At 67.9% G+C, this 25290-nt stretch carries 30 protein-coding genes; 24 read left to right on the top strand and 6 right to left on the bottom strand.

The features are described 5' to 3' along the window. Window positions 1-87: 87 nt before the first annotated feature. Entirely contained in the window at window positions 88-279 is a 192-nt protein-coding gene (locus GV792_RS18230) for a hypothetical protein (protein ID WP_163825340.1), read from the bottom strand. Further along, window positions 276-614, bottom strand: coding sequence for a hypothetical protein (locus tag GV792_RS18225; protein WP_163825339.1), 339 nt, complete (start codon window positions 612-614; stop codon window positions 276-278). Before GV792_RS18225 ends, GV792_RS18230 begins: the two co-directional genes overlap by 4 nt. Before the next feature lie 300 nt (window positions 615-914). Between GV792_RS18225 and GV792_RS18220 the strand changes: the two genes are divergently transcribed. From GV792_RS18220 to GV792_RS18195, 6 genes are all read left to right on the top strand, one after another. Beyond that, entirely contained in the window at window positions 915-1772 is an 858-nt protein-coding gene (locus GV792_RS18220) for a helix-turn-helix domain-containing protein (protein WP_163825338.1), read from the top strand. Further along, on the top strand, window positions 1769-1975 hold the full coding sequence (locus GV792_RS18215) for a DUF397 domain-containing protein (RefSeq protein WP_163825337.1): 207 nt from the start codon (window positions 1769-1771) through the stop codon (window positions 1973-1975). Before GV792_RS18220 ends, GV792_RS18215 begins: the two co-directional genes overlap by 4 nt. Window positions 1976-2401: 426 nt before the next feature. Further along, a complete protein-coding gene (locus GV792_RS30110) occupies window positions 2402-2863 on the top strand; it encodes a helix-turn-helix domain-containing protein (protein WP_163825336.1) in 462 nt (153 codons plus the stop codon). 64 nt (window positions 2864-2927) lie between these two features. Next, window positions 2928-3524: a PIN domain-containing protein gene (locus GV792_RS18205; RefSeq protein WP_163825335.1), complete on the top strand. Its 597-nt coding sequence runs from the start codon at window positions 2928-2930 to the stop codon at window positions 3522-3524. Between the two features lie 150 nt (window positions 3525-3674). Further along, window positions 3675-4082, top strand: coding sequence for a DUF3224 domain-containing protein (locus GV792_RS18200; RefSeq protein ID WP_163825334.1), 408 nt, complete (start codon window positions 3675-3677; stop codon window positions 4080-4082). A 91-nt stretch (window positions 4083-4173) separates the two neighbouring features. Next, window positions 4174-4581: a VOC family protein gene (locus GV792_RS18195; protein WP_163825333.1), complete on the top strand. Its 408-nt coding sequence runs from the start codon at window positions 4174-4176 to the stop codon at window positions 4579-4581. Here GV792_RS18195 and GV792_RS18190 read toward each other — a convergent pair. Next, entirely contained in the window at window positions 4554-5339 is a 786-nt protein-coding gene (locus GV792_RS18190) for an NAD(P)-dependent oxidoreductase (protein ID WP_163825332.1), read from the bottom strand. The genes GV792_RS18195 and GV792_RS18190 overlap by 28 nt on opposite strands. A gap of 92 nt (window positions 5340-5431) precedes the next feature. Between GV792_RS18190 and GV792_RS18185 the strand changes: the two genes are divergently transcribed. Together GV792_RS18185 and GV792_RS18180 are read left to right on the top strand one after the other, a co-directional pair. Next, window positions 5432-6097 carry a TetR/AcrR family transcriptional regulator C-terminal domain-containing protein gene (locus tag GV792_RS18185; protein ID WP_175583023.1) on the top strand — a complete coding sequence of 222 codons (666 nt, stop codon included), beginning with the start codon at window positions 5432-5434 and terminating at the stop codon, window positions 6095-6097. 97 nt (window positions 6098-6194) lie between these two features. Further along, window positions 6195-6539, top strand: a complete 345-nt coding sequence (locus GV792_RS18180) for a DUF1801 domain-containing protein (RefSeq protein WP_163825331.1) — start codon at window positions 6195-6197, stop codon at window positions 6537-6539. 7 nt (window positions 6540-6546) lie between these two features. On the opposite strand, the gene GV792_RS18175 is transcribed toward GV792_RS18180, so the two are convergent. Beyond that, window positions 6547-6693, bottom strand: a complete 147-nt coding sequence (locus GV792_RS18175) for a hypothetical protein (protein WP_163825330.1) — start codon at window positions 6691-6693, stop codon at window positions 6547-6549. Window positions 6694-6859: 166 nt separating this feature from the next. Here GV792_RS18175 and GV792_RS18170 point away from each other — a divergent pair, with 166 nt between their 5' ends. Next, on the top strand, window positions 6860-7843 hold the full coding sequence (locus GV792_RS18170) for an alpha/beta hydrolase family protein (RefSeq protein WP_256670646.1): 984 nt from the start codon (window positions 6860-6862) through the stop codon (window positions 7841-7843). A 250-nt stretch (window positions 7844-8093) separates the two neighbouring features. On the opposite strand, the gene GV792_RS18165 is transcribed toward GV792_RS18170, so the two are convergent. Then, window positions 8094-8378, bottom strand: coding sequence for a hypothetical protein (locus GV792_RS18165; RefSeq protein WP_163825329.1), 285 nt, complete (start codon window positions 8376-8378; stop codon window positions 8094-8096). A gap of 278 nt (window positions 8379-8656) precedes the next feature. Between GV792_RS18165 and GV792_RS18160 the strand changes: the two genes are divergently transcribed. The 9 genes from GV792_RS18160 (at window position 8657) to hisH (ending at window position 18442) form a co-directional block, all read left to right on the top strand. Then, complete coding sequence (locus GV792_RS18160) at window positions 8657-9532, top strand: arylamine N-acetyltransferase family protein (protein WP_163825328.1); 876 nt, start codon at window positions 8657-8659, stop codon at window positions 9530-9532. A 129-nt stretch (window positions 9533-9661) separates the two neighbouring features. Then, a complete protein-coding gene (locus GV792_RS18155) occupies window positions 9662-9949 on the top strand; it encodes a hypothetical protein (protein WP_163825327.1) in 288 nt (95 codons plus the stop codon). A gap of 51 nt (window positions 9950-10000) precedes the next feature. Continuing rightward, a complete protein-coding gene (locus GV792_RS18150; protein ID WP_375154469.1) occupies window positions 10001-11779 on the top strand; it encodes a penicillin-binding transpeptidase domain-containing protein in 1779 nt (592 codons plus the stop codon). Between the two features lie 530 nt (window positions 11780-12309). Beyond that, window positions 12310-13899, top strand: coding sequence for a serine/threonine-protein kinase (locus tag GV792_RS18145; RefSeq protein WP_163825325.1), 1590 nt, complete (start codon window positions 12310-12312; stop codon window positions 13897-13899). A 50-nt stretch (window positions 13900-13949) separates the two neighbouring features. Further along, complete coding sequence (locus GV792_RS18140) at window positions 13950-14549, top strand: maleylpyruvate isomerase family mycothiol-dependent enzyme (RefSeq protein ID WP_256668372.1); 600 nt, start codon at window positions 13950-13952, stop codon at window positions 14547-14549. A gap of 140 nt (window positions 14550-14689) precedes the next feature. Next, window positions 14690-16027: a histidinol dehydrogenase gene (gene hisD, locus GV792_RS18135; protein WP_163825324.1), complete on the top strand. Its 1338-nt coding sequence runs from the start codon at window positions 14690-14692 to the stop codon at window positions 16025-16027. Beyond that, a complete protein-coding gene (locus GV792_RS18130) occupies window positions 16024-17160 on the top strand; it encodes a histidinol-phosphate transaminase (RefSeq protein ID WP_163825323.1) in 1137 nt (378 codons plus the stop codon). Before hisD ends, GV792_RS18130 begins: the two co-directional genes overlap by 4 nt. A gap of 20 nt (window positions 17161-17180) precedes the next feature. Next, window positions 17181-17813 (top strand): imidazoleglycerol-phosphate dehydratase HisB, encoded by a 633-nt coding sequence (gene hisB / locus GV792_RS18125; RefSeq protein WP_163825322.1) that lies wholly within the window; start codon window positions 17181-17183, stop codon window positions 17811-17813. After that, the gene (gene hisH, locus GV792_RS18120; protein ID WP_163825321.1) at window positions 17810-18442 is read left to right on the top strand and encodes an imidazole glycerol phosphate synthase subunit HisH; all 633 of its coding nucleotides are present in this window, start codon (window positions 17810-17812) and stop codon (window positions 18440-18442) included. Before hisB ends, hisH begins: the two co-directional genes overlap by 4 nt. A 120-nt stretch (window positions 18443-18562) precedes the next feature. Here hisH and GV792_RS18115 read toward each other — a convergent pair whose 3' ends face one another. Further along, complete coding sequence (locus GV792_RS18115; RefSeq protein ID WP_163825320.1) at window positions 18563-18976, bottom strand: DUF6223 family protein; 414 nt, start codon at window positions 18974-18976, stop codon at window positions 18563-18565. A 218-nt stretch (window positions 18977-19194) separates the two neighbouring features. On the opposite strand from GV792_RS18115, the gene GV792_RS18110 reads away from it, so the two are divergent. The 6 genes from GV792_RS18110 to GV792_RS18085 all read left to right on the top strand — a co-directional run bounded on the left by GV792_RS18110 (window position 19195) and on the right by GV792_RS18085 (window position 25259). Then, complete coding sequence (locus GV792_RS18110; RefSeq protein WP_163825319.1) at window positions 19195-20298, top strand: sensor histidine kinase; 1104 nt, start codon at window positions 19195-19197, stop codon at window positions 20296-20298. Further along, window positions 20295-20960 carry a response regulator gene (locus GV792_RS18105; protein WP_163825318.1) on the top strand — a complete coding sequence of 222 codons (666 nt, stop codon included), beginning with the start codon at window positions 20295-20297 and terminating at the stop codon, window positions 20958-20960. The genes GV792_RS18110 and GV792_RS18105 overlap by 4 nt, the downstream gene beginning before the upstream one ends. 134 nt (window positions 20961-21094) lie before the next feature. Next, window positions 21095-21826 (top strand): bifunctional 1-(5-phosphoribosyl)-5-((5-phosphoribosylamino)methylideneamino)imidazole-4-carboxamide isomerase/phosphoribosylanthranilate isomerase PriA, encoded by a 732-nt coding sequence (gene priA, locus GV792_RS18100; RefSeq protein ID WP_163825317.1) that lies wholly within the window; start codon window positions 21095-21097, stop codon window positions 21824-21826. Between the two features lie 10 nt (window positions 21827-21836). Further along, a complete protein-coding gene (locus GV792_RS18095; protein WP_163825316.1) occupies window positions 21837-22679 on the top strand; it encodes an inositol monophosphatase family protein in 843 nt (280 codons plus the stop codon). 4 nt (window positions 22680-22683) lie between these two features. Continuing rightward, window positions 22684-23457, top strand: coding sequence for an imidazole glycerol phosphate synthase subunit HisF (hisF, locus tag GV792_RS18090; RefSeq protein WP_163825315.1), 774 nt, complete (start codon window positions 22684-22686; stop codon window positions 23455-23457). Window positions 23458-23576: 119 nt separating this feature from the next. Continuing rightward, a complete protein-coding gene (locus tag GV792_RS18085; protein WP_175584522.1) occupies window positions 23577-25259 on the top strand; it encodes a fatty acyl-AMP ligase in 1683 nt (560 codons plus the stop codon). Window positions 25260-25290: the final 31 nt, after the last annotated feature.

The following is a 25290-nucleotide window of genomic DNA, read 5'->3' as shown; positions in this document are numbered from 1 at the left end:
GCCATGCCTCGATGTCGAGCTCTCGTCCGGACGCGGCGCGGGGAGAAGACGTCGCCGTGTCGACGTTCATGGCGCTCGGGCGGCACATCACATATGCGGCCAGTCCGCCGGAACCATTCGTTTCGCCTGCACCAGCGGGATTTTCGCCTGATGTCGGATCGGGCAGTTGGTGGTGAGGCAGTGACGATGTTTCTGCATCACCAGATGCGCGGTGGTGACGTCCATGACCGGGAGTCTGGCGTGGCCGAGCAGCGGTTCCAACATGGATTCGGTGATCATTCGAAGGTCTCCAGATTCTTCAGCGGCCAGCGGGCGTACACGTGGAACGGATCGAGGGTGATCACATCGACCAGTTGCTCCAGTGCGCGGAAGGCGTAGTCGAGGTGCATCAGTGAGGGGACGAAAAGCGCTTCGGCGCGGTACCGGCGGATAGCGTCGGTGATATCGGATTCCCATAACGACGGTTCCGGCCCGAAGACGAAAATCGGATGCCCCAGCGTGTAGCCGAGGCGAGTGGCGAGCCGATGGATGCGCGCCTCGTCCCAGCGTGTCGTGGTTTTCAGTTCACTGCGAAACCGGATGAGCCCCAGCGCTACCGGTGTATCGTCGTCCACGTCATCCTCACGATTGGTTGGGAGCCGCCAGGGCCGGGGCGAGGGGCATCGCCATCCACAACCCGCGCTCCAGGCATCGTGCGAATGTCCGTTCCGGGGATCGGTAAGGGGTCCCATCCTCCCGGCTCGGCTGTCCCGGCCCTGGTGGCCGGCGACAGGAGAACACGGCTCTGCCAGCGGATTCCAGGTTTTGAGGGGTGCTCAGAGGAGTTCGTCGAGTTCCCCAGAGGGTCCTCCGTCAGCGGGCCGAATCCCATCCGCGAACGAGCGTGAATCCATCCAGAAGGGGGAAGGGGAACGATGACCACCAAGCCGATGCCGACCAATATCCCGCGCAGGCAACTCGGTCGGCAGCTACGGGAAATCCGCCAAGGAGCGGGGCTTTCCATCGAACATCTCGCCCGGCTGCTCGGGCGCGGCGCGACGACAGTGCAGAGGTTGGAGACGGGAACGGCGAACAGCATTCGTGTCAGCGATCTCGAAGGGATCTGCGAGCTTTGCAACGCGGAGGACAAGCTGGCGGGACTTGTGAGACTGTCGCAGGAAGCTGGCAAGCCGGACCAGGGATGGTGGCACCAGTACGAGGAGTTCCTCGCCGACAACTTCGCGTCGTATCTCAGCCTGGAGGCGAATGCGACGAGGTTGACGCAGTATCAGCCGTCACTGTGCCCAGGCTTACTCCAAACCCCGAGCTACATCCGAGCGTTGAGTCGGCTGAGTGATATGCCGCCCGAGGAGATCGACGACGCAGTAGCCATCCGAACGCGGCGGCAGAGGTTGGTCACACGGTCGAGGTCACCATTGCCGCTGGATGTCGTAGTGGAAGAAGCGGTCTTGCGTAGGGTGGTTGGCGGTCTGTCCGTTATGGCCGAACAAGCTCGGCACATGGCGGATATGTCGGAGAACGTCGAGCTGCGAGTGATACCAATCGGCGCACCCTATCCGTACGGTGGTCACATCGGATCGTTCGTGATCCTGGAGCTCGTGAATGAGCCATCGGTTGTTTACCTGGAGCAGCTGAATACCAACATCTACTACGATCACGTCCGCACGGTTCATGGATATCGGCAGGCGCACCAAGCATTGAAACGAGTAGCGTTGTCGCCTGGGGACAGCAAACTCCTCCTAAGACGAATAGCAAGGGAGTTTATGCAGTGAGCGTCGATGTCTTTGGGGCCGAGTGGTTCAAGTCCTCCATGAGTGCGCCGAACAGTGAGTGCGTCGAAGTCGCACATCTCGAGGCTGATCGCGTAGGCGTCCGCGACTCCAAGAACCCCACCGGCCCGGCCCTCATCTTCACCCCAACCGCCTGGGACGCCTTCCTCACCACCACCCGCTCCGGCCGCTTCGACCACCCATAACCCCGGCCCCTCGACCAGGAAGGGCCGCCCACCTCCGCAAGTAGTCTGCCAATCGGACGAGGGGGACATGAGACCGGCGGCATCGGCGTGTCACCCGCCTCATGTTCCCCTCGTCGGCCTGTGCTGTTGCCCATTGGTTGGAGCCGGCGGTCCCGCGCTCTGCTGCTCCTTCGGGATGTCGGTGGGTCCCGCTAGGGTCGCGGCCATGTCGGATGTGTGCCTGCGCCACGAACCTGTTACGGCCGAGAGCTACGGTGCCCCACCTCGATCGAGCGCAATGTATCGCGCGACTTCGGCGGCGGTGGTCGACCCCGACGATGAAGAATGCGGTTGCATCTGCACGGTGTTGCACTTATAAGTGAAATGCCCGTATCGTTGGCTCGGAACAGATGTCTTTGTACTGCGGAAATGAGAGGAGGCCAGGCTGTGGACACGCTACAACGTGATGGTCGCGCCACCGTGGCCGTGAGCCCGCGTGAGATCGAGCAGGCCCGCGAGGTACAAGCGTTTCTCGACGACACCGGATCGCTCCTCGCGAGTCTGGCGGTCGCCGCCGGGCCGAGTGCGAGCCGCAACCTGACGATGCCGTCCGAACTGTCGGCTCTCGTCTTTCACCTTGTCGATCTCATCGGTCGTGGCTGCACCGTCACCATCGGCAGCATCCCTAACGAAGTCACCACGACTGTCGCGGCACGGATGCTACGACTTTCCCGTCCGTCGCTGATGAAACTGATCCGGGACGGAAAGATTCCAGCCCATAAGGTCGGGTCGCACACGCGTCTGTACAGCAGGGACGTGCTCGAGTTCCGGCGCGCACAGCTGGAAGCGCAGAGTCAGGCCTTCGATGAACTGCGAGCGCTCGAAGAGGAGTGGGGAATCCGCGAGTGAACGATGACGAAGATTCCAGCGCGCGACGCGGTCGTCCGGTGCCCGGCGCTCACTGGGAGACCGAGTGCTGACGCGCGTTCTGGTGGACGCAAATATCCTGTACTCGAGGACGTTACGCGACTGGACCTGCATGCTCCAGGTCCGGGGCGGAGACCAGATGTTCGCGCTCTTCTGGACCGAAGACATCATGGCTGAGACGCTGTACAAGCTACGCAAAGCCAATCCGTTTCTGTCGGAGGAGCAGATCGGAGGGACTCGGCGTCGCATCATCGCAGCGCTGGGCGACGGGAGCCTGATCACCGGCTATACGATCGACCGTGCACTTGATTACCCCGATGTGTTCGACGCGCATGTACACTCCGCCGCACTCCACGGTCGGATCGACATGGTGTTGACCTCGAACGGTTCTGACTTCGAGGAGATTGATGACCTCGAGTACGAGGTCTACGGTCCAGATGCGTTCTTCGAACTCATCGACGACTCGAATCCGATGCTGATCCGTAAGGTCATGCATGAACAATTGGCGTACTGGGTGCCCCGGAAAGGCAAGTCTCTGCCCGAAGCTCTCCGTGACGCCGGCGCACCCGGATTCGCTGAGCGAATCCGTTGTTACCTCCAGAGCGCCGACGTGACCAGTATCCTTGCCGAGCAGCAAGTTTGATCGCTGCCTGATTCAGCGTAGCTCGCTAGTCTGTAGTGCCATGGGTTCGGCGTTCCGGGTGTGAGCGCCGTTGGCGCTCCTGGCTCGCCGATCCGGCCCCCGGCCAAGCGGCGGCTCTCGGATGTCGGTGGGTCCCGCTAGGGTCGCGGCATGCGAGCTAACGGAACGTTCAGCGTCAAGTCGTTCACGCCTACCGATGTCTCTCCCGAACCCGCGATCGCGACCGGTGCTCCGGTCGGGTTGGCGCGGATGGAAAAGCAGTTCGAGGGTGAGGTATCCGGACGTGCCGCTACCTTGTTCACCTCCGCATTCGACGAGGAACGCGGGGCGGGCACGTACATCGCGATGGAATCGTTCGAGGGCTCGATGCAAGGCGCGGCCGGCACCTTCTGCTTCGCCCATTCGGCCACCACCACGGGAACCGACCGCTCGGCGGAGTTTTTCGTCATCGTCGCGGGCAGCGGCACCGCCGCCCTCGCGGGCATCACCGGCACCGGCGGAATAGCCGTCGACCCCGACGGCACGCATCGCATCTGGTTCGATTACGAACTCGGCTGACACGACCCGCTGGTCATGGCGCGGATCGGTGGTACTGATGTGGCCGCTACGGACCCACTTCGCCGCTCCGCGCCAGTAGGTTGGGGCGATAATGCCCGAACTGCACGGAATCAACCATCTGACACTGTCCACCGCTGATCTCGACCGGCTCGTGCGGTACTACACCGAATTGCTCGGGGCGAGACTCGCGTTCGAGCGCGCGGCTACCGGCACTGATCCACGGATCGCCGTCGTCGATGTCGGTGGGGCCGATCACCTGCTGATTGTCGAAAACGGCAGCGGCTCGACAGCCGAACTCGACCCGTTGGGACGGGCCGGGTGGGGCTTACGAGTGGGAACATACGAACAGTTGGTGCAGGTTCGGGACCGACTCCTGGCCACCGGGTTGACGGTCGGGGAGATCGAGACCCTGCCGACGCAATGGACGATGACCGCCCGCGATCCGGACGGGCGACCGGTGGATATCCGTGCTCATCGCCCGCGCCCATCCTCGCCGTAATCGCTTGCTAGACGCGGCGAGTCCGCGTTGTGGTGCTCTCGGTGGGGTTGGGACCTGTCGGTGCCGGCGTGGGCCAGAGCGCTGGGGGACAGGCGTCCGACGATGGCCGGGGCCTCGCGGACGAGGGTGTCATCGGTGAGTGCCGCCACCATGAACAGGGCGAAATCCACGCGGCGGGTGAGGTTCGAGGCGAGGATCGGATCGCCGACGTGGCGGCTCCATACCGGTAGGCCTTGGCTCTCACCTTCCTCCAGATCGCTGCCGCGGACCAGGGTCCAGCGGCGGTCGCTGGCGAAGATGCGCCGGGCGGCCTCGACCTGGTCGTCGATTTCGACGGCGCGGACCAGGCGGGCCAACCAGGTGGTGATGCGGACGATCGTCTTGAACCGCCACGAGTAGCGGTCCTTGTCGTCGGGGGCGACGTGCCAACCGCACGAAAAGATCAGGCGCGCATCGGGTTCGGCGTAATCGAGGACGGCCTGCGCCGTGCCGGAGGAGTACTGCTGGATGCCCCATGGCGCCAGCACGGTCAGGACGCCGTCGCATCCGGCGACAGCCGTGCGGATCACCTCACGTTCGTTGGTCTGGCCGGCAACGATGGTGATTCGGTCGGCGTAGGCGTCGAGTTTGCCGACGCTGCGTTCCCGGCACACGCCGACAACCTCGTAACCGCGCTCCAGCGCGTGCTGAACCATGTACTGCCCGAGCTTGCCGGAGGCGCCGACGATGCACACCTTCCGGATCTGATCCGTGCTCATGTCCTGTGCTCCTGACTGCCTTGCCGTAGGGCGTACTTACGTTGTAAGTCACGGTAGGCTTACAACGTAAGTAGGTCAAGGGAAGGAGCTGAATGAGCGGGCAGGGCAGCAGGCGCGCACACCGGGAGCCGCTGAGCCGGGATCGGGTGATCGCCGCCGCGATGACGCTCGCCGACGAGAAGGGGGAGGCCGGAGCCACCATGCGGGCGATCGCCGGTCGGCTGGGCGTCGAGGCGATGTCGCTGTACAACCATGTGGCCGGGCGGGACGGCATCCTCGACGGGATGGTCGACGCGGTGTTCGGCGAGATCGATCTGCCGGCGCCAGGGGCCGACTGGAAGCAGGCGATGCGCGAGCGCGCCGCCTCGACTCGTGCGGCCTTGGGCAGGCACCGGTGGGCCGTCGGACTCCTCGATTCCCGCAGCCACCCCGGTCCGGCGACTCTGAGCCATCACGATGCGGTACTCGGCGTGCTGCGCGCAGCGGGCTTCTCCGTCGCGATGGCGGCGCACGCCTTCTCCGTAATCGACAGCTACGTCTACGGATTCGTCCTGCAAGAGCTCAGCCTGCCGTTCACCAACCGCGCCGAACTCGACGACGTCGCGGCCGACATCCTGCACGCCGCCCCGACCGACGCCTACCCGCACCTCAGCGAACTCATCACCGACCACGCCCTGCGCCCGGACTACACCTACGCCGACGAGTTCGACTTCGGCCTGACCTTGATCCTCGACGCCCTGCATCCCGACGAGGTGTGAATCGTTCCCGCCGCCACCGATGACTCCTGGTCGTGTACGTCGTCCTACCGAATACACGCGCTCGAGCGCATCCAGTTGGAAGTCATTGGAGGACACGATGAACAGCGAAGTCACCGACTACATCGGCAAGGCGGCGCCGTGGCAGGTCGCGGTCTGCGATGACCTGCGGGCCATGATCCACCGGGTCATTCCCGACGTCGAGGAGAAGATGCAATACAACAAACCGCATTTCCTCAAGGGCGGGCAGCACGCCGCGGTCATCCACGTCGCCAAGAACAAGGTGTCGTTCATGGTGTTCAACGCATCCGAGGTTGCGGCGGTCAAGGGCGTACTGCGGTCGATGGGCAACGGTGACCGCAAGACCGCCGATGTCGTAGAAGGTCAAGCCGTCGACTACGACCTGCTGGCCGGAGCGCTGGCGACGGCGAGCGAGGCCCTGTGACTCGAGCTCAGATGTACTCGGGTGGCGCCTCTCGTGGCTCGGACAGCCGATACGCGCGCTCACCGGCTCGCATCTGTTGGCGCGCTGCTTCGACGCGGGCCTGATCGTAGCCACCGCGCGGATGCCGCATCTGGTCGTTGGTGTAGAGCTCCATCGGTCCAACCTCCGTAGCCGCCGTCCCTGATAGGGAATCGGTACCCCAGCCGCCGCACGTACTCTTACCTGAACATCGGGCTGTCTGGGCGCGACGATCGGCATAGAGAGTCGACATCCCGGACAGCATCCCGGAATTGGCGTGAACGCGTGGAACCATGCGTCGAATGAGGCGTGTGACGCGGGGTTTCGGGTGGATGCTCTCGGTTGTGGTGGGGGCTTGCCTATCGGTGGTGGTCGGGGTGCCGCAGGCCCAGGCCGCGCCGGGCTGCACAGTGCAGGTTCGGGCAGTGGCGCTGCCGGTGGACGGAGAAACCGCCACCGGGCGGGTGTACGAGCCGAGTGGATGTGCGGGGCCGGGCGGTGGACTGGTGGTCGCGGTGCACGGGCATGACGGGTCGTCGGCGGACTTCGCGGAATACCTGAGTTCGATATCGCGGCGCAGTGCCACACCCGTGCTGGTGATGGATCTGCGCAGCGCGACCAGCGGTTGGCGGACCGGGGAATGGAATCTGTGGGCAGGCTGGCGCGATGTCGTAGCGGCGACGCAGTGGTACAAGAGTGAACATCCGATCAGCCGGACCGTGCTCTGGGGCTGGAGTCAGGGCGGAACGACGAGTGGGCTCGCCGCGGCACATGGTCCGCGGGGACTGTTCGACTACTGGGTGGACAACTACGGCCCGGCTGACGTGTTCACCCGATGGATGGGCGCGGCGGGTGACCCGGTGATGCGCGCGCAGATCGAACGTGATGCGGGTGGATGCGCACCGATGGTGTGCCCGCAGGCCTATGCCGAGCGGTCGCCCGCGCTGCTGGCCGGGCGGATGAGTGTGCGGCGGGCTTTCCTGATCCACGGTATCGCCGATCCGATCGTGCCGTACGCGGCGTCGATGCAGATGCGCGCCGCATTGCTGGCTTCGGGTAAGCCGAGCTCGTTGTACACGGTGGTCAGCGGCCGCGACCTCAACGGGGCCGTCATGCCCGGTGATCACAGCATCGGCCCCGCGTTCTTCGAGGGCGGCTGCGTGGTCGAACGCCTGCTTCTCGGCGCCGAACCCGTCGACGGCCCCGACCGGGACTACGTCGTCGACGTCGCCGCCAACGTCGTCACGGCCCCGCCCGCCCCACTGAATGCCAAGTGCGCGGCGTGATCGCCCGCGAGTGGCACCTGGCTGCGCGGCGTCGGGTTCGATGCCGCGCAGTGCCGGGGTTCATCGGCAGGCAGTCGCCGGGAAGCCGTCGGCGTCACACGAAGCCGCGTGGCACGACGCCGACGACTACGAATTCGCAGCATCGAATCCGTAGCCGCCCGCAGATCTGCACCACCTGCGTGAGCGCGCTGCCCGTCCGTGGCGGTGATACCGGTCGATGCGTGATGACTCGGCGGTTCGGCTAGCCGCGTCAGCGATCAGCGGGCGGCTGCGGTGGCTTGCCGTCAGGGCCGACCGGCGGCGGGCACGGCTTGCCGTCGGCGCCGATCGGCGGCGGCAGCGGCTTACCGTCCGGGCCGATCGGCGGCGGGAGCGGCCTGCCGTCCGGGCCCAGCGGGGGAGGCGGGCAGCCGTCGGCCGAGACGGCGGCGTGCGTGCCGCCGCCGACGGGCATGGCCATGGCCGATCCGGTGGCGATCATGCCGAAACCGGCGATCGCCGCCGAGACGAGGACGCTTGCGGTCCGAAGCCTCATATCGAAATCCTCACTCGAATGTGGTTGTCTTACAACGACTTGGACGCAGAACGAGGCGCCGGGTTCCCGATCGGTCTGCAATGTGACGCCAATCACCCGGTGCGGTGGTATGGCCACTCTGCCGGCCGTGTCACTGGGCACCCCCATGCCCTGAGCCCTGCACTCCGTGATGCCGTCCGCGCGGCAGTGGTCAGGGCCTCCGGTGTTCGCGGCGCCGGTGGAACATGCGTGGCCGCGCAGTGGTTGTCCGGGAGGACACTGCGACGAATCGAGGACCCATGAGTAAGCCTGCGGATCCGGCCCACCGCTGGGACGACGCCGAACTCGACCTGGACGCGTACCTGACCCGGATCGGCTTCGCGGGAGAGCGGATGCCGACACTGGCTGCCCTGCGGGCACTGGTGGCCGCGCACACCACCTCGATTCCGTTCGAAAATTTCGAGGCGGTGCTCGGCAGACCGGTGCCGCTGGATGTGGAGTCGTTGCAGGACAAGCTGGTCCGGCGGCGGCGCGGCGGGTACTGCTACGAGAACGCCGGGTTGTTCGCGGCGGCACTGGAACGACTCGGATTCGGCGTCACCGGGCTCAGCGGGCGGGTGACGATGGGATCCGGCGGGCTGCGCCCGGCGACGCACGCGCTGTTGCGGGTCACCACCACCGATGACGATCGAGTGTGGATCGTCGACGTAGGTTTCGGTGCCGGCCCCGCCCAGCCGTATGAACTCGCCGAGTCGAAGGGTGAATTCACTCTGGGGGACTGGCGATTCCGCCTCGAACGCGGCCACGGCGAACTCGGCACCGACCTGTGGACCCTGCACCAGTTCGCCCGCGACGGTTGGGTCGATCGCTACACCTTCACCCTGAACCCGCAGTACCGGATCGATTACGAGGTCGGCAACCACTTCGTCTCGACTTCACCGCGCTCGCCGTTCACCCAGCGACCCTTCGTGCAACGCTTCCACCCCGGCGCCCACCACATCCTCGACGGCACCACCTGGACCACCGAATACCCCGACGGCACCAGCGAATCCCGCGAACTCGAACTCGGCGAGCTCCCCAAGATCCTGACCGAGGTCTTCGATATCGACCTCACCGATGAGGACGCCAACGCACTGATCACGGCTGCTTGGACTCGGCGGAACCAGCCCAACTGAGGCTTCGTCGTTCCCAGTTCTGACAACACTTCGATGGCCGATTCGATGCGCTGCGGAGCGGCATCCTTTGCCCTGGTGGCGGGGCCTGAAGCAGTCGGAAGCGGGTACGCGGCAGGCTACGCTCTGCCAGTGATCTTGTGTGTACTGCTGTGGGCTCATCCGGGCCAGGACGAGGCGCTGGCGGACTATGAGGATCGGGTGCTGGCATTGATGCCGCGCCACGGCGGTCGGGTACTCAACCGGGTCCGCATCGTCGATCCGCAGGATGGTCCCACCGAGGTGCAGGTGCTGGAGTTCGACGCCGAGCAGGGGCTGGATACCTTCCTCGCCGATCCCGACCGGTTGCGTTGGGAGGATGTCCGCAGCGGTTGCATCGACCGGACCGAAATATTTCGCGGCATCGGCGCGCACATCTGACGATGACGACGGCAATCCGAGACACGCTCGGACCGCGGTCCCCGGCATGACATGGTCTGCATGGTTACCCTCGGGCGGGTGCGCACCGATCGGAAAGTCTTCGTGCTGCTGGCCTCCATCGCCTTCTTCTCGGCGGGGTGCTCGTCGGGGCCGGAACAGCCCGACACGGTGGCGGGGGAGTTCGTGGCGGCGCTGAACCGGGACGATCTGCCTGCGGCCGCGGCGCTCACCGATAATCCGGCGCAGGCCGGGGACGCGTTGCGCGGGCTGTACGAAGGACTCGGCTCGGAGGTCGTTTTTCACGTCGAGAGCGCCGACGACGACCGCTTCACCCTCGCCGCCACCTGGAAGCTCGGCAAGGACGGCAAGGACGAGTGGACCTACACCACCACCGGCACGGCGGCCGAATCCGGCGATGACTGGAAGGTGCGTTGGGATCCGGCCACCATCGCGCCCGGCCTCGCGACGGGACCGCTGACCTTTGCGCCGGTCTATCCAGAACCCGCACGGGTACTGGACGCGACCGGCGGGGAACTCATGACCGAACAGGTCGTCACGCTCGTCAACCTCGCGCCCGGCGCCGACACCGCGGCGGTCGCCGCCCTGCTCACCCCGCTGGCACCGACCATCACAGCCGAATCGCTGAACGCCGATCTGGCGAAGAGCGGTGGCCAACCGATCACCCCGATCAGCTTGCGCGCCACCGACATCGCCCCCATCCAGGACGCGCTGGCTGCGGTCCCCGGCGTCACCCTCGCCCCGCAAACCCGCCTGCTGACCACCGACAAGTCGCTGTCCGGGCCGACACTGTCGGGATTGAACGAGCTGTGGCGGCAGCGCGCCGACGACGCCGCGGGCTGGGCCGTGCGCGCGCAGACCACGGAGGGGACCGAACGCATCGCAGGCCAGGATGCGCAACCGACCACCGACATCACCACCACCCTCGACATCGATCTCCAACAGGCGGCCGAGGCGGCGCTGACACCCCTGGCGCAACCGGCCGCCATCGTCGCCCTGCAACCGTCGACCGGCAAGGTGGTGGCCGTCGCGCAGAACGACGCCGCCGACGCGCAGGGCCCGATCGCGCTGACCGGGCTGTATCCACCCGGTTCGACCTTCAAAACGGTGACCGGCTCGGCGGCGCTGGCCGCGGGAACCGTCACCCCGGACACCGTGCTGCCGTGCCCGGGCGAGGCGAACATCGAGGGCCGCCGCATTCCGAACGACGACAACTTCGACCTGGGCGAGGTGCCGCTGCACACCGCCTTCGCCCGCTCCTGCAACACCACCATGGCCCGGCTCGCGGTGAATCTGCCGCCGGACGCCCTGGCCACGACCGCCGAACAGCTCGGACTCGGCATCGACTACGTCACACCCGGCCTCACCACCGTCACCGGTTCGGTTCCGCCCGCGAACACACCCGCTGAGCGGGTCGAATCGAGCATCGGGCAGGGCACTGTCACCGCGTCGCCGTTCGGGATGGCACTCGTCGCGGCTTCGCTCGCGCACGGGAGCCCGCCGACCCCGATGCTGGTCACGGGTGCGCCGGGTGTCGCAGACCGGACACCGCAGCCGCTGGAAGCGGGGATCGCCGACCAGGTGCGGTCGATGATGCGCGAGACCATCACCGCGGGCACCGCCACCCAGCTCGCCGACATCCAGGGCCTGCTCGGCAAGACCGGCACCGCCGAGTACGGCGACAACTCCCATGCGCACGGCTGGTTCGTCGGGATCGACGGCGACCTGGCATTCGCGGTGTTCGTGGCGGATGCGGGCAGCTCCGCGCCGGCGGTCGAGGCGGCGGGTCGCATGCTGCGCGCGAGTCGCTGACCAGGGGCGTTAGGGTGCGTGCCCACGGGTGCGCGTGTGTGCCTGCTGTGTGGGGTTGCTGACGGGATGCGCTCATCGCCGGATGCGGTCCCGGTGCGGGACTGATGCTGCGCGCGGGTTGCTGAGGTCGGGTGGGCCAGACGTACACCCGGCAGCGTCGGCGGATGCGAGGGTTTGGTGCGCAGGGGAAGGTGACCGCATCCGGGCAAGATCGCGTGATGACGGCGGCGTCTGTCCCGGCGAGGGTGCACGGCAGCGGCACCGGCGGCCGATCGTGCCGGGCGGCGGGCCGGACATGCCATCGGCGTGTTGCACGGCGTGTCGCGGAGTGTGCGGAGATATCCGCCCAGGTATGAGCACAGTGCCCGCAGGTGGCGGGGTAGGGGCGGGCGCTGACGGGGCTCGAGGGGTGTATCAGTGGCCGGTGCGGCCCGCGCGCCCGCTACACTCGTGCCGAACGCGCGAGCGGTCAGTACGCGATTTGTCACATTTCGAGAAGGTTCGGAGTAGGCGCCATCGATACCGGTCAGTTGATCGCGGAGCATTACCGCCTGGTCGAGCGGATTGGTAGCGGCGGCACAGGCGTAGTTTGGCGTGCCATCGACGAGCGCCTGCAACGGTCGGTCGCGGTCAAGCAGATTCACATCAAGCCGAGCCTGCCCGAGGCCGAACGTGACGTGCTGCGTCAGCGTGCCATCCGGGAAGCACGCAACGCGGCCAGATTCCAGCATCCGAACGCGATCGTCGTCTTCGACATCACCGAACACAACGGCGACCCCTGCCTGGTGATGGAGTACCTGAAGTCGCGCAGCCTCGCGCAAGTGCTGTCGGCCCAGGGCGCGGTGCCGTTGAACCAGGTTGCCCGGATCGGTGAGCAGGTGGCCTCGGCGCTGATCGCCGCGCATCAGGCCGGAATCGTGCACCGTGACGTGAAACCCGGCAATATTCTGCTCGACGACCACGGCACCGTGAAGATCACCGACTTCGGTATCTCGCGTGCCGCGGGCGATGTCACCCTCACCGAAACCGGCCTGATCTGCGGTACCGCCGCCTATCTCGCACCCGAGGTGGCACGCGGTGCCGATCCCACACCCGCCGCCGACGTCTTCGCCTTGGGCGCCACCCTGTTTCACGCGCTCGAAGGTGAACCGCCTTACGGCGCAAGCTCGAACCCGCTCGCCGTGCTGTACGCGGCGGCCAACGGACAGGTCAGCGAGCCGCACAACGCCGGTCCCGCAACCGATTTCCTGCTGCAACTGCTGAGCCCGCAGCCCGAGGACCGGCCGACGATGCGGATCTCGCGCGATCAGCTCGCCGCCTTCGCCGACGCCGGTGAGGACGCCGTGCCCGCCGGATTCGTTCCGGCCAGTGAGGCTTACGGCCGCCGCAACGGCGAAGGCGCCACCGAGGTCGTCGCCACCAGAGCGCTGCGCACGCGTGCGGCCGCCGCGGGCCCCGCGACCGAGCGCCAGCGTCCGCCGGTGCGCAGCTCCGCCGCGGTCGACACCGCCGCGCACCGGCCGATGAAGCCGTCCCGCGACCAGTCCGACACCGACGCCCATCCGCGCACCACCGCCCAGCCGCGACCCACCTCGGGCGCAGCGGGGAAGAGACGCGCGGTGCTCATCGGTGCGCTGGCCGGCGCGGTCGTGGCCGTGTCCGCACTGTTGGTCAGCGCGTTCAACAGTGGGGATGAAGGGTCCTCGCCGCAGGACTCGGCGTCGTCGTCTGCGGTTGCGCCTTCGGATGATCCGAGCACGTCGGCTGCGATACCCGCTCTCGGGAGCACTCCGAGCGTCGGCGGCAAGGTCACCGATATCGGTGCCGCCGGACAGTTGGTCGAGCGGTTCTACAGCGATCCGCAGGGTTCCTGGTCGTTGCTGACACCCGCCGCGCAGAAGGTCTACACCGATCAGCAGGGCTTCCGGAAATACTGGAGCGCCGACGGTCGCACCATCCAGAGCTTCGGCCGCATCTACGCCCCCGGTGGCGTCAACAGCGACGGATCGGTCGACATGCTCGTCACCGGCCTCACCTACGGCGGCGAGAGCAAGAACCCCAGCCTGCGCATCATCGATGCGGGCGGCGGGCGACTGCTCATCGACAGCGACACCCGCTAGCGGGCTCGCAACCCTTTCGCCGGTCGAGCTCGCCGGATAGGCTCGGGCGCATGAGTATTCGGGGGATGCTGGCCGCGGAGCGAGCACAGCTGGTCGAGTTGTTGCGGGATCTGTCGGACGCGGAATGGGAATCACCGTCGCTGTGCGCGGGGTGGCGGGTGCGCGATGTGGTCGGGCACCTGCTGCAGGACACGTACTCGCCGCTCGGGTACGCGGCCGTGGTGGTGAAGAGCCTCGGGTCGGTCGACAAGACCAACAACGCGATCGTCACCACATCCGCCGCGTTGTCCACCGCGCAGCTGATCGATGCCATGGCGGGCGCGGGCCGACTGTCGAAATACGCGCCCACATTGATGCTCGCCGACCTGATGGTGCATCAACAAGACATCCGCCGCCCCCTCGGCCGCAGCCGCGAGATCCCCGAGGACCGGTTGATCACCGTCCTGGACCACCCGGACCCGTTCGCCCTGCCCGGCCGGCGCATGAAGGGGCTGCGGTTCGTCGCCACCGACGTGTCGTGGACCTCCGGTGACGGGCCCGAGGTGCGTGGATCGGGCGAGGCCATCGCGCTCGCGGTGGTCGGCCGCACCGTCGCCCTCGACGACCTCACCGGCGACGGTGTCGCAGAACTACGCCGCCGCTGCGCCTGAACACACCGAATCGGATACGGTCCCGCGTCGTAATACCCGCGCGTGGCAGACCGCACGCATAACCTGTGGCATCCGCCCATTAGGCTGGTAGACGCAACTTTCCTGTTGTGAACCAGCTGGAGACAAGGATCGACACCGATATGACATCCCGCATCGAGCTCGCCCGCGTCGATCTGCGCGGTCGCACTCCGTCTGCTGCCGAGCTGCGCACTGCGCTGCCGCGCGGCGGAGTCGACGTGGACTCGGTGCTGCATCAGGTGCGTCCGGTCGTCGAGGCGATCCGCGACCGTGGTGTGGCCGCCGCGCAGGAGTTCAGCGAGAAGTTCGACGGTGTCGCCCCACCTGCGGTGCGGGTTCCCGCGGCGGAATTGAGCGCCGCGCTCGAGCGGCTCGATCCGGCCGTGCGGGCCGCGCTCGAGGTCGCCATCGAACGCACCAGGGCCGTGCACGCCGATCAGCGGCGCACCGACACCGTCACCGAGGTGGTGCCCGGCGGCACGGTCACCGAGCGGTGGGTTCCGGTCGAGCGGGTCGGGCTCTACGTGCCGGGCGGTAATGCCGTCTACCCGTCCAGCGTCGTGATGAACGTCGTCCCGGCGCAGGCCGCGGGCGTGGAATCGCTGGTGGTGGCCTCGCCGCCGCAGGAGCAGTTCGGTGGGCTGCCGCATCCGACCATCCTGGCCGCGGCGCAGCTGCTCGGCGTCGACGAGGTGTGGGCCGTCGGCGGTGCCCAGGCCGTGGCGTTGCTGACCTACGGCGGCACCGACACCACCGGCGAGCAGCTCGCGCCGGTGGACATGATCACCGGCCCCGGCAACATCTATGTCACCGCGGCCAAGCGGCTGTGCCGCGGCCTGGTCGGCATCGACGCCGAAGCAGGCCCCACCGAGATCGCCATCCTCGCCGACGCCACCGCAGACCCGGTGCATGTGGCCGCCGACCTGATCAGCCAGGCCGAACACGATGTGCTCGCGGCGAGCGTGCTGGTCACCGACAGCGTCGCGTTGGCCGATGCCGTCGACGCCGCCCTCACCGCGCAGATGACGGTGGTCAAGCATGCGCACCGGGTCACCGAGGCGCTCACCGGCGCCCAGTCCGGGACGGTGCTGGTCGACGACCTCACCCAGGGTCTGCGCGTGGTCAACGCCTACGCCGCCGAACACCTCGAGATCCAGACCGCCGACGCCGCAGCCGTCGCTGCCCGCGTGCGGAGTGCGGGCGCGGTGTTCGTTGGCGCGTACGCCCCCGTCAGCCTGGGCGACTACTGCGCTGGTTCCAACCACGTGCTGCCCACCGCGGGCTGCGCGCGGCACTCGTCCGGGTTGAGCGTGCAGACATTTCTGCGCGGTATCCACGTCGTCGAGTACACCGAGGCGGCGTTGAAGGATGTCGCCGGTCACGTGGTCGCGCTGGCCAATGCCGAGGACCTGCCCGCGCACGGCCAGGCTGTGCAGGCGCGGTTCGAGGCGCTGTCGTGACCGCCGCCGTGCCCGGTGCCCGTATCGGTCTCGCTGATCTGCCGTTGCGGGAGAACCTGCGCGGTAAGAGCCCATATGGCGCACCACAGTTGACGGTGCCGGTGCAGCTCAACACCAATGAGAACCCGCATCCGCCCAGCCGCGCACTCATCGACGATGTCACCGAAGCCATTCGCTCCGCCGCCGCCGACCTGCACCGCTACCCGGATCGTGACGCGGTCGCCTTGCGCACCGATCTGGCCGCCTACCTGACGCGCCAGACCGGTATCGCGGTCGACGCGAGCAATGTGTGGGCCGCCAATGGCTCCAACGAGATCCTGCAACAGCTGTTGCAGGCCTTCGGTGGACCGGGCCGTCGCGCGCTCGGATTCGTGCCCTCGTATTCGATGCATCCGATCATCTCCGAGGGCATCGACACCGAATGGATCGCAGCCGAACGCTCCGCGGACTTCTCCCTCGATATCGATGCGGCCCTGGCCGCCATCGCCGAACGTCACCCCGACGTGGTGTTCGTGACCAGCCCGAACAACCCGACCGGGCACAGCGTTCCGGCAGCCGAGCTGGCGCGGATCCTGGACGCCGCGCCGGGCATCGTGATCGTCGACGAGGCCTACGGTGAGTTCTCCGCCGAGGCGAGCGCCCTCGGCCTCATCGATGAGTACCCCACCAAACTGGTGGTGAGCCGGACGATGAGCAAGGCCTTCGCCTTCGCTGGTGGTCGTCTCGGATACCTGGTGGCCGCGCCCGCCGTGGTCGACGCGCTGCTGCTGGTGCGGTTGCCGTATCACCTGTCGGTGGTCACCCAGGCCGCTGCTCGCGCGGCACTGCGCCATGCCGACGAAACCCTCGGCAGCGTGGCGGAATTGGCGGCCCAGCGGGATCGGGTGGCGGCGGAACTGGCCGCGCTCGGGTTCGAGGTCGTGCCAAGCGATGCCAATTTCCTGCTGTTCGGGCGGTTCACCGACGCGCCGCACGCCTGGCAGCACTATCTGGACGAAGGTGTGCTCATCCGGGACGTCGGCATTCCCGGCTTCCTGCGCACCACCATCGGCCTCGCCGCCGAGAACGACGAATTCCTGCGGGTCAGTGCGAAACTGGCCGGCACCGAACTGACCCCCGGGTCCGCCCGATGACCGGCACAACGGAAGCGAGCATGAACCGAACCGCGCGGGTGGAGCGCACCACCAAGGAGTCGAGCATCGTCGTCGAGTTGAACCTCGACGGCACCGGACGCACCGATATCTCCACCGGTGTCCCGTTCTACGACCACATGCTGACCGCGCTCGGCGCACACGCCAGCTTCGACCTGACCGTGCGCGCCGACGGCGATATCGAAATCGAAGCGCATCACACGGTGGAGGACACCGCCATCGTGTTCGGTCAGGCGCTGGGTCAGGCGCTGGGCGACAAGAAGGGCATCCGCCGCTTCGGTGACGCCTACATCCCGATGGACGAAACCCTCGCCCACGCCGCCGTCGACGTCTCCGGGCGGCCCTACTGTGTGCACATCGGGGAGCCGGAACACCTGCTGCACGCGGTGATTCCCGGATCGCCGGTGCGCGGGCGCAGCGAGCCGGGCGCACCCTATTCGACGGTGCTCAACCGGCACGTGTTCGAATCGATCGCGCTCAACGCGCGCATCGCGCTGCATGTGCGCGTGCTATACGGGCGCGATCAGCATCATGTGACCGAGGCCGAATTCAAGGCCGTGGCACGGGCCCTGCGCGCGGCTGTCGAACCCGATCCGCGCGTCAGCGGTGTGCCGTCGACGAAGGGTGCGTTGTGAGCACGTCGGTGGTGTTGCTGGACTACGGCTCCGGCAATCTGCATTCGGCCGAACGCGCCCTGGTGCGGGCCGGTGCCCAGGTGGAGGTGACCGCCGACCCCAAAGCCGCGCTTGCCGCCGATGGGCTGGTGGTGCCCGGCGTCGGTGCGTTCGCAGCTTGCATGGCGGGGCTGCGTGCCGTGCGCGGGGAGCGCATCATCGGACAGCGACTGGCCGGCGGACGTCCCGTGCTCGGCATCTGCGTCGGCATGCAGATCATGTTCGACCGCGGCGTGGAATTCGATGTGGAAACCGATGGCTGCGGCGAATGGCCGGGTACCGTCGCCCGCCTCGACGCCCCCGTGCTCCCGCATATGGGCTGGAACACCGTCGATGCGCCCGCCGACAGCGTGCTCTTCGCAGGCATGGATGCCGACACCCGCTTCTACTTCGTGCACTCCTACGCGGCCCAGCAGTGGGACCTGCCGCCCAGCGAGCACCTCGCCGCACCGAAGCTCACCTGGGCCGAACACGGCACCAAGTTCCTGGCCGCCGTCGAGAACGGCGCGCTGTCGGCCACCCAGTTCCACCCGGAGAAGTCCGGTGATGCGGGGGCGCATCTGCTGCGCAACTGGGTGCGGTCGCTGTAAGTCAGCTCGCTACCGACCGTTGCCAGATGCGCTCGGAGAACGCGTGTGGTCGGTGTCCTGCGCGCTTCTGGTCGACCGGTCGGGGCTTCCGGAACGCGGCGGCACCCACCACCGGCCCGATCACCGCGCTGTATCGGTAGCGCCCCGGGAACGGGCGAGCGCCGCACCACCGAGTGTCGTGCCGATGAGGCCGAGGGTGATGGCGATCCAGGCGCCGACGATGCCATTGCCGGTACCGGGGCCGCCGGCCGCGGTGGCGGCGAACCAGGTGCCCACAACCACGGCGACCGTTCCCGCTGTCAGCGCGACGGTGCCTGCTCGGCCCCTGGCCGCACGGCGGCGGGCGCGGGCCAGCGCCAGGCTGCCTGCGACCACACCGATCATTCCGACCAGCGCAGTCAGCGTTGGGCCGAGCCGTCCGGAGGTCATTCCGGTCGGTGCGGACTGGTGCACCGCGGCTGCCGCGGGCGCTACGGCAGCTGCTCCGGCGGACAGCGCAGCTGCCAACAGGGCGAGCAATGCACGCATGGACATGAGAGGCTCCTTCATCGATCCGGATGATCCGGGTTCGATCATGCGCGTCGCCACCGCCGCTGATCATCGTGCGGGAGTAGGCAATTCGCCCTGCGGATGCGGCGGTAACCGGGTACCACGATCGCAGTGGTGCACGGGTGGTACTACCGCGGACGCGGTAGTGCTGAATCATCCGAGTACCGGATTCGCCGGCGCGGTCGGCCCGTTAGGGTTCAGGAATGACGAGGGGCTCGCTCGGCGACTCGGTGATCGCCGTCGTGGTGGCGGCGATTCTGCTCGTCGCCGGGCTGTCCGACCACGCCGACGCCGGCGCTCTCGCCCCGCTTGGCTACCTGTCGCTGGCAGGTAGCGGCCTGGCCTTGGCCGCGAGCCGACGGGCGCCGTTGGCGGTGCTGGCGGTGACCGGGCTGTGTGCCCTCGGCTACCGCGCCCTCGGCTTCGAGGTGCCCGCCGTGGCGTTCCTGTTCGCGGTGTACGCCGCGGTGCGGGCCGGACACCGCGTGCTCACAGTGGCAGCCTCGGTGCTGCTGCTCATCGCGTTCCAGCTCGCAGCCTTGGCCGAGCTGCGCGATCCCGCAGCCGCGTTCGCGCAGGCCCGCGGTGCGCTCGAGCTGGCCTGGCTGCTCGCGGCGGGTGCGGCCGGGGAAGCGTTGCGGCAGGCCGAGCGTCGCGCCGACGAGGCCGAACGGACCCGGGAGCAGGCCGCACGGCGCCGCGCCGATGAGGAGCGACTGCACATCGCGCGCGAACTGCACGATTCGCTGACTCATCAGATCTCGGTCATCAAGGTGCAATCCGAGGCCGCGGTCCATGTCGCCCGCAAACGCGGTGACGAGGTGCCGTCGGCGCTGCTGGCGATCCGTGACGCGGGCAGGGAAGCAGCCCGGGAGCTGCGCGCGACCCTCGCGGCGCTGCGCGATGACGGTAAGACCCCGCCGCACGGTCTCGCCGAAGTGCCTGAACTGGTGAACCGGGCCCGCGCGAACGGAGTGGACGCGACGCTCACCATTGCCGGCGAGCGCCACGACCTGTCCGCCGCGGTGGACCGGACCGGCTACCGGATCGTGCAGGAGTCGCTCACCAATATCGCCCGCCACGCCGCCGCCGACACGGTGTCGGTGCGCATCGACTACCGGCCCGACGCCCTCATCATCCGGGTCGATGACAACGGCACGGCAACCCCGGACCGCAGGCCGGCCCCCGGTGTCGGGCTGCTCGGAATGGGTGAACGCGTCACCGCCCTCGGCGGGCGGCTGCGGGCCGCGCCACGCAGCGAAGGCGGCTTCTCCGTCCACGCCGAACTCCCCGTGGAGCGAGCATGATCCGCGTTCTGCTGGTCGACGACCAGCCGCTCATCCGCAGCGGATTCCGCGCGCTGCTCGACCTCGAGGACGATATCGATGTGGTGGCCGAGGCCGGCGACGGCAGCGAGGGGCTGGCGCTGGCCCGGCAGCATCGTCCCGATATCGCGCTCATCGACATCCAGATGCCGGTCCTCGACGGCATCGAGACGACCAGGCACATCGCCGCGGACCCGGAGCTGGCGAGGGTGCACGTCGTCATCCTGACCAACTACGGCCTGGACGAGTACGTCTTCGAGGCGTTGCGGGCCGGCGCCGCCGGATTCCTGGTCAAGGACATCGAGCCGGAGGACTTCCTGCACTCGGTTCGAGTCGCCGCGCGCGGGGACGCGCTGCTCGCGCCGTCGATTACGCGCAGGTTGATCGATCGGTACGTGAGCACCCGCCCTGTCGCCGTTGGCGGCGGCGCCGGGCTGGACGAACTGACCAACCGGGAGCGTGAGGCCGTCGCTCTGGTCGCACGCGGCCTGTCCAACGATGAGGTCGCCGAGCAGATGGTGATCAGCCCACTGACCGCGAAAACCCACGTCAACCGGGCGATGACGAAGTTGCGCGCCCGCGACCGCGCCCAGCTGGTCGTGCTTGCCTATGAATCCGGTCTGGTAGCGCCGCGCGACCGGTGATCGCGGCGTATCGGCGTCCACCAACGATCGCGCCCACGACCACGGTCGTCGAGCCGCCGAGGTCCGGACCGTGACCGCCCGTACCCGCAGGCCCGGGGCCGGGTTGCCGAGGGTGAGCTACTAGGCTGTTCGGAGTGAGTCTTGTGCTGCTGCCCGCCGTCGATGTCGCCAATGGAGAGGCCGTGCGCCTGGTACAGGGGGAGGCCGGTAGCGAGACCAGCTACGGCTCGCCCCGTGAGGCCGCGCTCGCCTGGCAGGAAGCCGGCGCGGAATGGGTGCATCTGGTGGATCTGGACGCCGCGTTCGGGCGCGGATCGAATCGGGAGCTGCTCGCCGACGTCGTCGGTGAACTCGATGTGAAGGTGGAGCTCTCCGGCGGAATCCGCGACGACGAATCGCTGAAGGCCGCCATGGCCACCGGCTGCGCGCGAGTCAACCTCGGCACCGCCGCGCTGGAAGATCCGGTGTGGTGCGCCCGCGCCATCGCCGAGTACGGCGAGCGCGTCGCGGTCGGCCTTGACGTGCGCATCATCGACGGCGAATACCGGCTGCGCGGACGCGGCTGGGTCAGCGACGGCGGCGACCTGTGGGAGGTGCTCGAACGCCTCGAGCGCGACGGTTGCTCGCGCTACGTCGTCACCGACGTCACCAAGGACGGCACCCTGACCGGCCCCAACCTGGATCTGCTGCGCGAGGTCTGCGCCGCGACCGATGCCCCGGTCATCGCCTCCGGCGGTGTGTCCACCATCGCTGACCTGGAGGCCATCGCCGAACTGGTGCCCGAAGGGGTGGAGGGCTCGATCGTCGGCAAGGCGCTCTACGCGGGCCGTTTCACGCTGCCCGAGGCGCTCGCCGCGGTGCGCTGAGCCCGCCGAGATGACCGTCCCGAACCCCGATCCCGCAGCGCTGCTGCCCATTGCCGCCGAAGTGCTCGACGCCGCCGCGGTGCGGTTCGTCGACGGCCTCGGCGCACCGAGCGCGGTCGACAAGGGCCACAACGATTTCGCCACCGAACTCGATCTGGAACTGGAACGCACCATCTCCGCGCGGCTGCACCAGCTCACCGGTATCGAGGTGCACGGCGAGGAATTCGGCGGCCCCCAGCTCACCTCCGGTACCGCGTGGGTGCTCGATCCCATCGACGGCACGTTCAACTATTCGTCGGGGCATCCGCTGTCGGGCATGCTGCTCGCGCTGGTTCGTGACGGTGAACCAGTGCTGGGTTTGACGTGGCTGCCGGTCCTCGGCCGCCGTTACGCCGCCGTCGCCGGTGGCCCGGTGCTGCTCGACGGTGTGCCGCAACCGCCGCTGCCGACCGGGACCCTCGCCGAGGCGATGATCGGCTTCGGCGCGTTCAATGTGGACTCGGCGGGCCGCATCCCCGGCCGCTTCCGCTTCGATCTGCTCGGCGCGCTGAGCAGGCTGTCGTCGCGGGTGCGGATGCACGGCTCCACCGGCATCGACCTGGCCTTCACCGCCTCCGGTGCGCTGGGCGGGGCGATCGTCTTCGGGCACCATCCCTGGGACAACGCCGCAGGGGTGGCGTTGGTGCGCGCCGCGGGCGGTGTGGTGACCGACCTGGCCGGTGCCCCGTGGCATATCGAATCCGGATCGGTGCTGGCCGCCGCGCCGGGCGTGCACGCCGAACTGCTGGAGATGATCGGCGCGGTGTCGGCGGAAACAGAACCCACCGCCGCGGGCGGTGGCAGGGAAGGATGAGGCGATGACGGTCGCGGTACGCGTGATTCCGTGCCTGGATGTGGATGCGGGCCGGGTGGTCAAGGGCGTCAAGTTCGAGAACCTGCGCGATGCGGGCGATCCAGTGGAACTGGCCGCCCTCTACGACGCCCAAGGCGCCGACGAGCTGACCTTCCTCGACGTCAGCGCGTCCTCCGGTGACCGCGGCACCATGATCGACGTGGTCACCCGCACCGCCGAGCAGATCTTCATTCCGCTCACCGTCGGCGGTGGCGTGCGCACCGTCGACGATGTGGACCGGCTGCTGCGCGCCGGCGCCGACAAGGTGTCGGTCAATACCGCGGCCATCGCCAGGCCGGAGGTGCTGCGGGAGATGTCGCAGCGGTTCGGTTCGCAGTGCATCGTGCTCTCGGTCGACGCGCGCACCGTCCCCGACGGCCAGCCCGACACCCCGTCCGGGTGGGAGGTCACCACCCATGGCGGTAAACGCGGCACCGGTATCGACGCGGTCGAATGGGCGGTGCGCGGCGCCGAACTCGGCGTGGGCGAGATCCTGCTCAACTCGATGGACGCCGACGGCACCAAAGCGGGCTTCGATCTGCCGATGATCCGGGCGGTGCGTGCCGCGGTGTCGATCCCGGTCATCGCCAGCGGCGGCGCTGGTGCGGTCGAGCATTTCGTGCCCGCGGTAGAGGCCGGTGCGGACGCGGTGCTGGCGGCGAGTGTGTTCCACTTCGGTGATCTGAGCATCCCCGAGGTCAAGGACGCGATGCGCAAGGCGGACGTCGTCGTCCGGTAGCACCTCGCGTGCGGAGTCCCACCCAGGGTGGGATCGCGCGCACCCTTGGGGTTCGACGCGGGTCACCTGAGGTTCCTGTTTCCGGGCCGGTGGATCGGACAGAGTCATAGTTCCCAGCTATGGCCACCTCCACCGCGAAGGAATCCCCCGTGCACGACGGCTACGTTCAGCATGTCCGGCAGCAAGTCGCCACGTACGGCGACACCAGGTCCTACACCTACCTCCGTGAGAACGGCCGCGCACTCGTCGAGGAGACCGCGAGCTTCCGTGACCTCGATCGCGAGGCCAGGGCGCTGGCCGTATGGCTGGCCGGTCAGCCGGAATCGGCGCAGCCGGTCGTGCTGCTCTATCTCGACGGGATGGCGTTCCTGCGGGCGTTCCTCGGCTGCCTGTACGCGGGTGTCGTCGCGGTCCCCGCACCGATTCCGTACGACGAGCGCAGTGCCGAGCGGGTCGAAGGTGTGATCGCCGATTCCGGCGCAGACCTGGTGCTCACCACTTCCGACCTCCAGCCGCTGATCGCGGGCGCGACGTCGACGATGGTCGCCACCACCGACCGACCACTGGGCGATCCCGACGCATGGCGCATGCCCGACATCGACACCGCGACGATCGCTTTCCTGCAGTACACCTCGGGATCGACCGGAACGCCGAAGGGTGTCGTGGTGACCCACGGCAATCTGCTGCACAACGAAGCCGCCATGGCCGCACTCGGCGTCGACGACACCTCGATCGGGGTCAGCTGGATCCCGCACTTCCACGACATGGGCCTGATCGGCATGCTGCTCGGTGGGTTGTACTCCGGGGGAAATCTGGTGTTCATGGCGCCGACCACCTTCCTCAAACGGCCGGTGCGCTGGCTCGAGGCGATCGACACCTATCGCGCAACCATCACCGCCGCACCGAATTTCGCGTACGAACTGATCGCCCGCCGCGTCACCGACGAGCAGTTGGCGCGACTTGATCTGTCCAGCCTGGAGATCGCGTTGTGCGGTGCCGAACCGGTGCGCGAACGAACCATCGCCGCCGTACAGAACCGGTTCGCACCAGTCGGCTGGAAGTCGACCGCCTTCCGGCCCGCCTACGGGATGGCCGAGGTCACCTTGCTCGCCAGCGCCAGCCCGCGCGCCACGGACCCGGTGTTTCTCGACGCAGGCGACGAGACCCGCCTCGTAGGCTGCGGCCAGGCGGCCCGCGGAATCGACATCCGCATCGTCGATCCCGTCACCGGAAAGCCCGTGCCGGACACGGTTGTCGGCGAGATCTGGATTCGCGGTGACAGCGTCGCCGCCGGCTATTGGAACCGCCCCGAAGAGACCGCGGCAGATTTCGACGCCTACATCGGCACCGAGGGACCGTTTCTGCGCACCGGCGACCTCGGCGTACTTCAGAACGGGGAATTGTTCGTCGCGGGCCGCCGTAAGGACCTGTTGATCGTCAACGGCCGCAATATCTATCCGCAGGACATCGAGGAGCTGGTGCGCGGTCTGCACCCGGCGCTCGCGGGCGCCGGTGTCGCGGTGTCGGTCGACGCGGGGGATCGGGAACGACTGGTGGTGCTGCACAGCGTCAAACCGGCGTTGCTGGACGGCGCCACATTGACGGAGCTGACCTCTGCGATCAAGACCGCGGTGGCCCGCGGATTCGACGTGCCCGCGCCGAATGTCGTGCTCGTAGAACCCCGCTCGGTGCACCGCACCACCAGCGGCAAGGTGCAGCGCAGCTCGATGCGCTCCGCGTTTCTGCGACGCCGCGTCGACGGTGTGCTGCACCAGGATATCGAACCGGCGCTGAGCCGATGACCTTCCACCCCGACGACCGATACCCCACCGA

This window comes from Nocardia cyriacigeorgica, assembly GCF_010868145.1.
Taxonomy (GTDB): Bacteria; Actinomycetota; Actinomycetes; order Mycobacteriales; family Mycobacteriaceae; genus Nocardia; species Nocardia cyriacigeorgica_D.
The sequence above is the reverse complement of the archived record's forward strand: the minus strand, read 5'-3'. Positions and strand labels throughout refer to the sequence as shown.

Excerpts from the sequence above, each read along its gene's own strand:
- GV792_RS18230 (WP_163825340.1), bottom strand. The coding sequence starts at position 279 with ATGATCACCGAATCCATGTTGGAACCGCTGCTCGGCCACGCCAGACTC.
- GV792_RS18220 (WP_163825338.1), top strand. The coding sequence starts at position 915 with ATGACCACCAAGCCGATGCCGACCAATATCCCGCGCAGGCAACTCGGT.
- GV792_RS18200 (WP_163825334.1), top strand. The coding sequence starts at position 3,675 with ATGCGAGCTAACGGAACGTTCAGCGTCAAGTCGTTCACGCCTACCGAT.
- GV792_RS18195 (WP_163825333.1), top strand. The coding sequence starts at position 4,174 with ATGCCCGAACTGCACGGAATCAACCATCTGACACTGTCCACCGCTGAT.
- GV792_RS18190 (WP_163825332.1), bottom strand. The coding sequence starts at position 5,339 with ATGAGCACGGATCAGATCCGGAAGGTGTGCATCGTCGGCGCCTCCGGC.
- GV792_RS18185 (WP_175583023.1), top strand. The coding sequence starts at position 5,432 with ATGAGCGGGCAGGGCAGCAGGCGCGCACACCGGGAGCCGCTGAGCCGG.
- GV792_RS18180 (WP_163825331.1), top strand. The coding sequence starts at position 6,195 with ATGAACAGCGAAGTCACCGACTACATCGGCAAGGCGGCGCCGTGGCAG.
- GV792_RS18175 (WP_163825330.1), bottom strand. The coding sequence starts at position 6,693 with ATGGAGCTCTACACCAACGACCAGATGCGGCATCCGCGCGGTGGCTAC.
- GV792_RS18170 (WP_256670646.1), top strand. The coding sequence starts at position 6,860 with ATGAGGCGTGTGACGCGGGGTTTCGGGTGGATGCTCTCGGTTGTGGTG.
- GV792_RS18165 (WP_163825329.1), bottom strand. The coding sequence starts at position 8,378 with ATGAGGCTTCGGACCGCAAGCGTCCTCGTCTCGGCGGCGATCGCCGGT.
- GV792_RS18160 (WP_163825328.1), top strand. The coding sequence starts at position 8,657 with ATGAGTAAGCCTGCGGATCCGGCCCACCGCTGGGACGACGCCGAACTC.
- GV792_RS18150 (WP_375154469.1), top strand. The coding sequence starts at position 10,001 with ATGGTCTGCATGGTTACCCTCGGGCGGGTGCGCACCGATCGGAAAGTC.
- GV792_RS18140 (WP_256668372.1), top strand. The coding sequence starts at position 13,950 with ATGAGTATTCGGGGGATGCTGGCCGCGGAGCGAGCACAGCTGGTCGAG.
- hisD (WP_163825324.1), top strand. The coding sequence starts at position 14,690 with ATGACATCCCGCATCGAGCTCGCCCGCGTCGATCTGCGCGGTCGCACT.
- hisB (WP_163825322.1), top strand. The coding sequence starts at position 17,181 with ATGAACCGAACCGCGCGGGTGGAGCGCACCACCAAGGAGTCGAGCATC.
- GV792_RS18115 (WP_163825320.1), bottom strand. The coding sequence starts at position 18,976 with ATGTCCATGCGTGCATTGCTCGCCCTGTTGGCAGCTGCGCTGTCCGCC.
- GV792_RS18110 (WP_163825319.1), top strand. The coding sequence starts at position 19,195 with ATGACGAGGGGCTCGCTCGGCGACTCGGTGATCGCCGTCGTGGTGGCG.
- GV792_RS18105 (WP_163825318.1), top strand. The coding sequence starts at position 20,295 with ATGATCCGCGTTCTGCTGGTCGACGACCAGCCGCTCATCCGCAGCGGA.
- GV792_RS18095 (WP_163825316.1), top strand. The coding sequence starts at position 21,837 with ATGACCGTCCCGAACCCCGATCCCGCAGCGCTGCTGCCCATTGCCGCC.
- hisF (WP_163825315.1), top strand. The coding sequence starts at position 22,684 with ATGACGGTCGCGGTACGCGTGATTCCGTGCCTGGATGTGGATGCGGGC.
- GV792_RS18085 (WP_175584522.1), top strand. The coding sequence starts at position 23,577 with ATGGCCACCTCCACCGCGAAGGAATCCCCCGTGCACGACGGCTACGTT.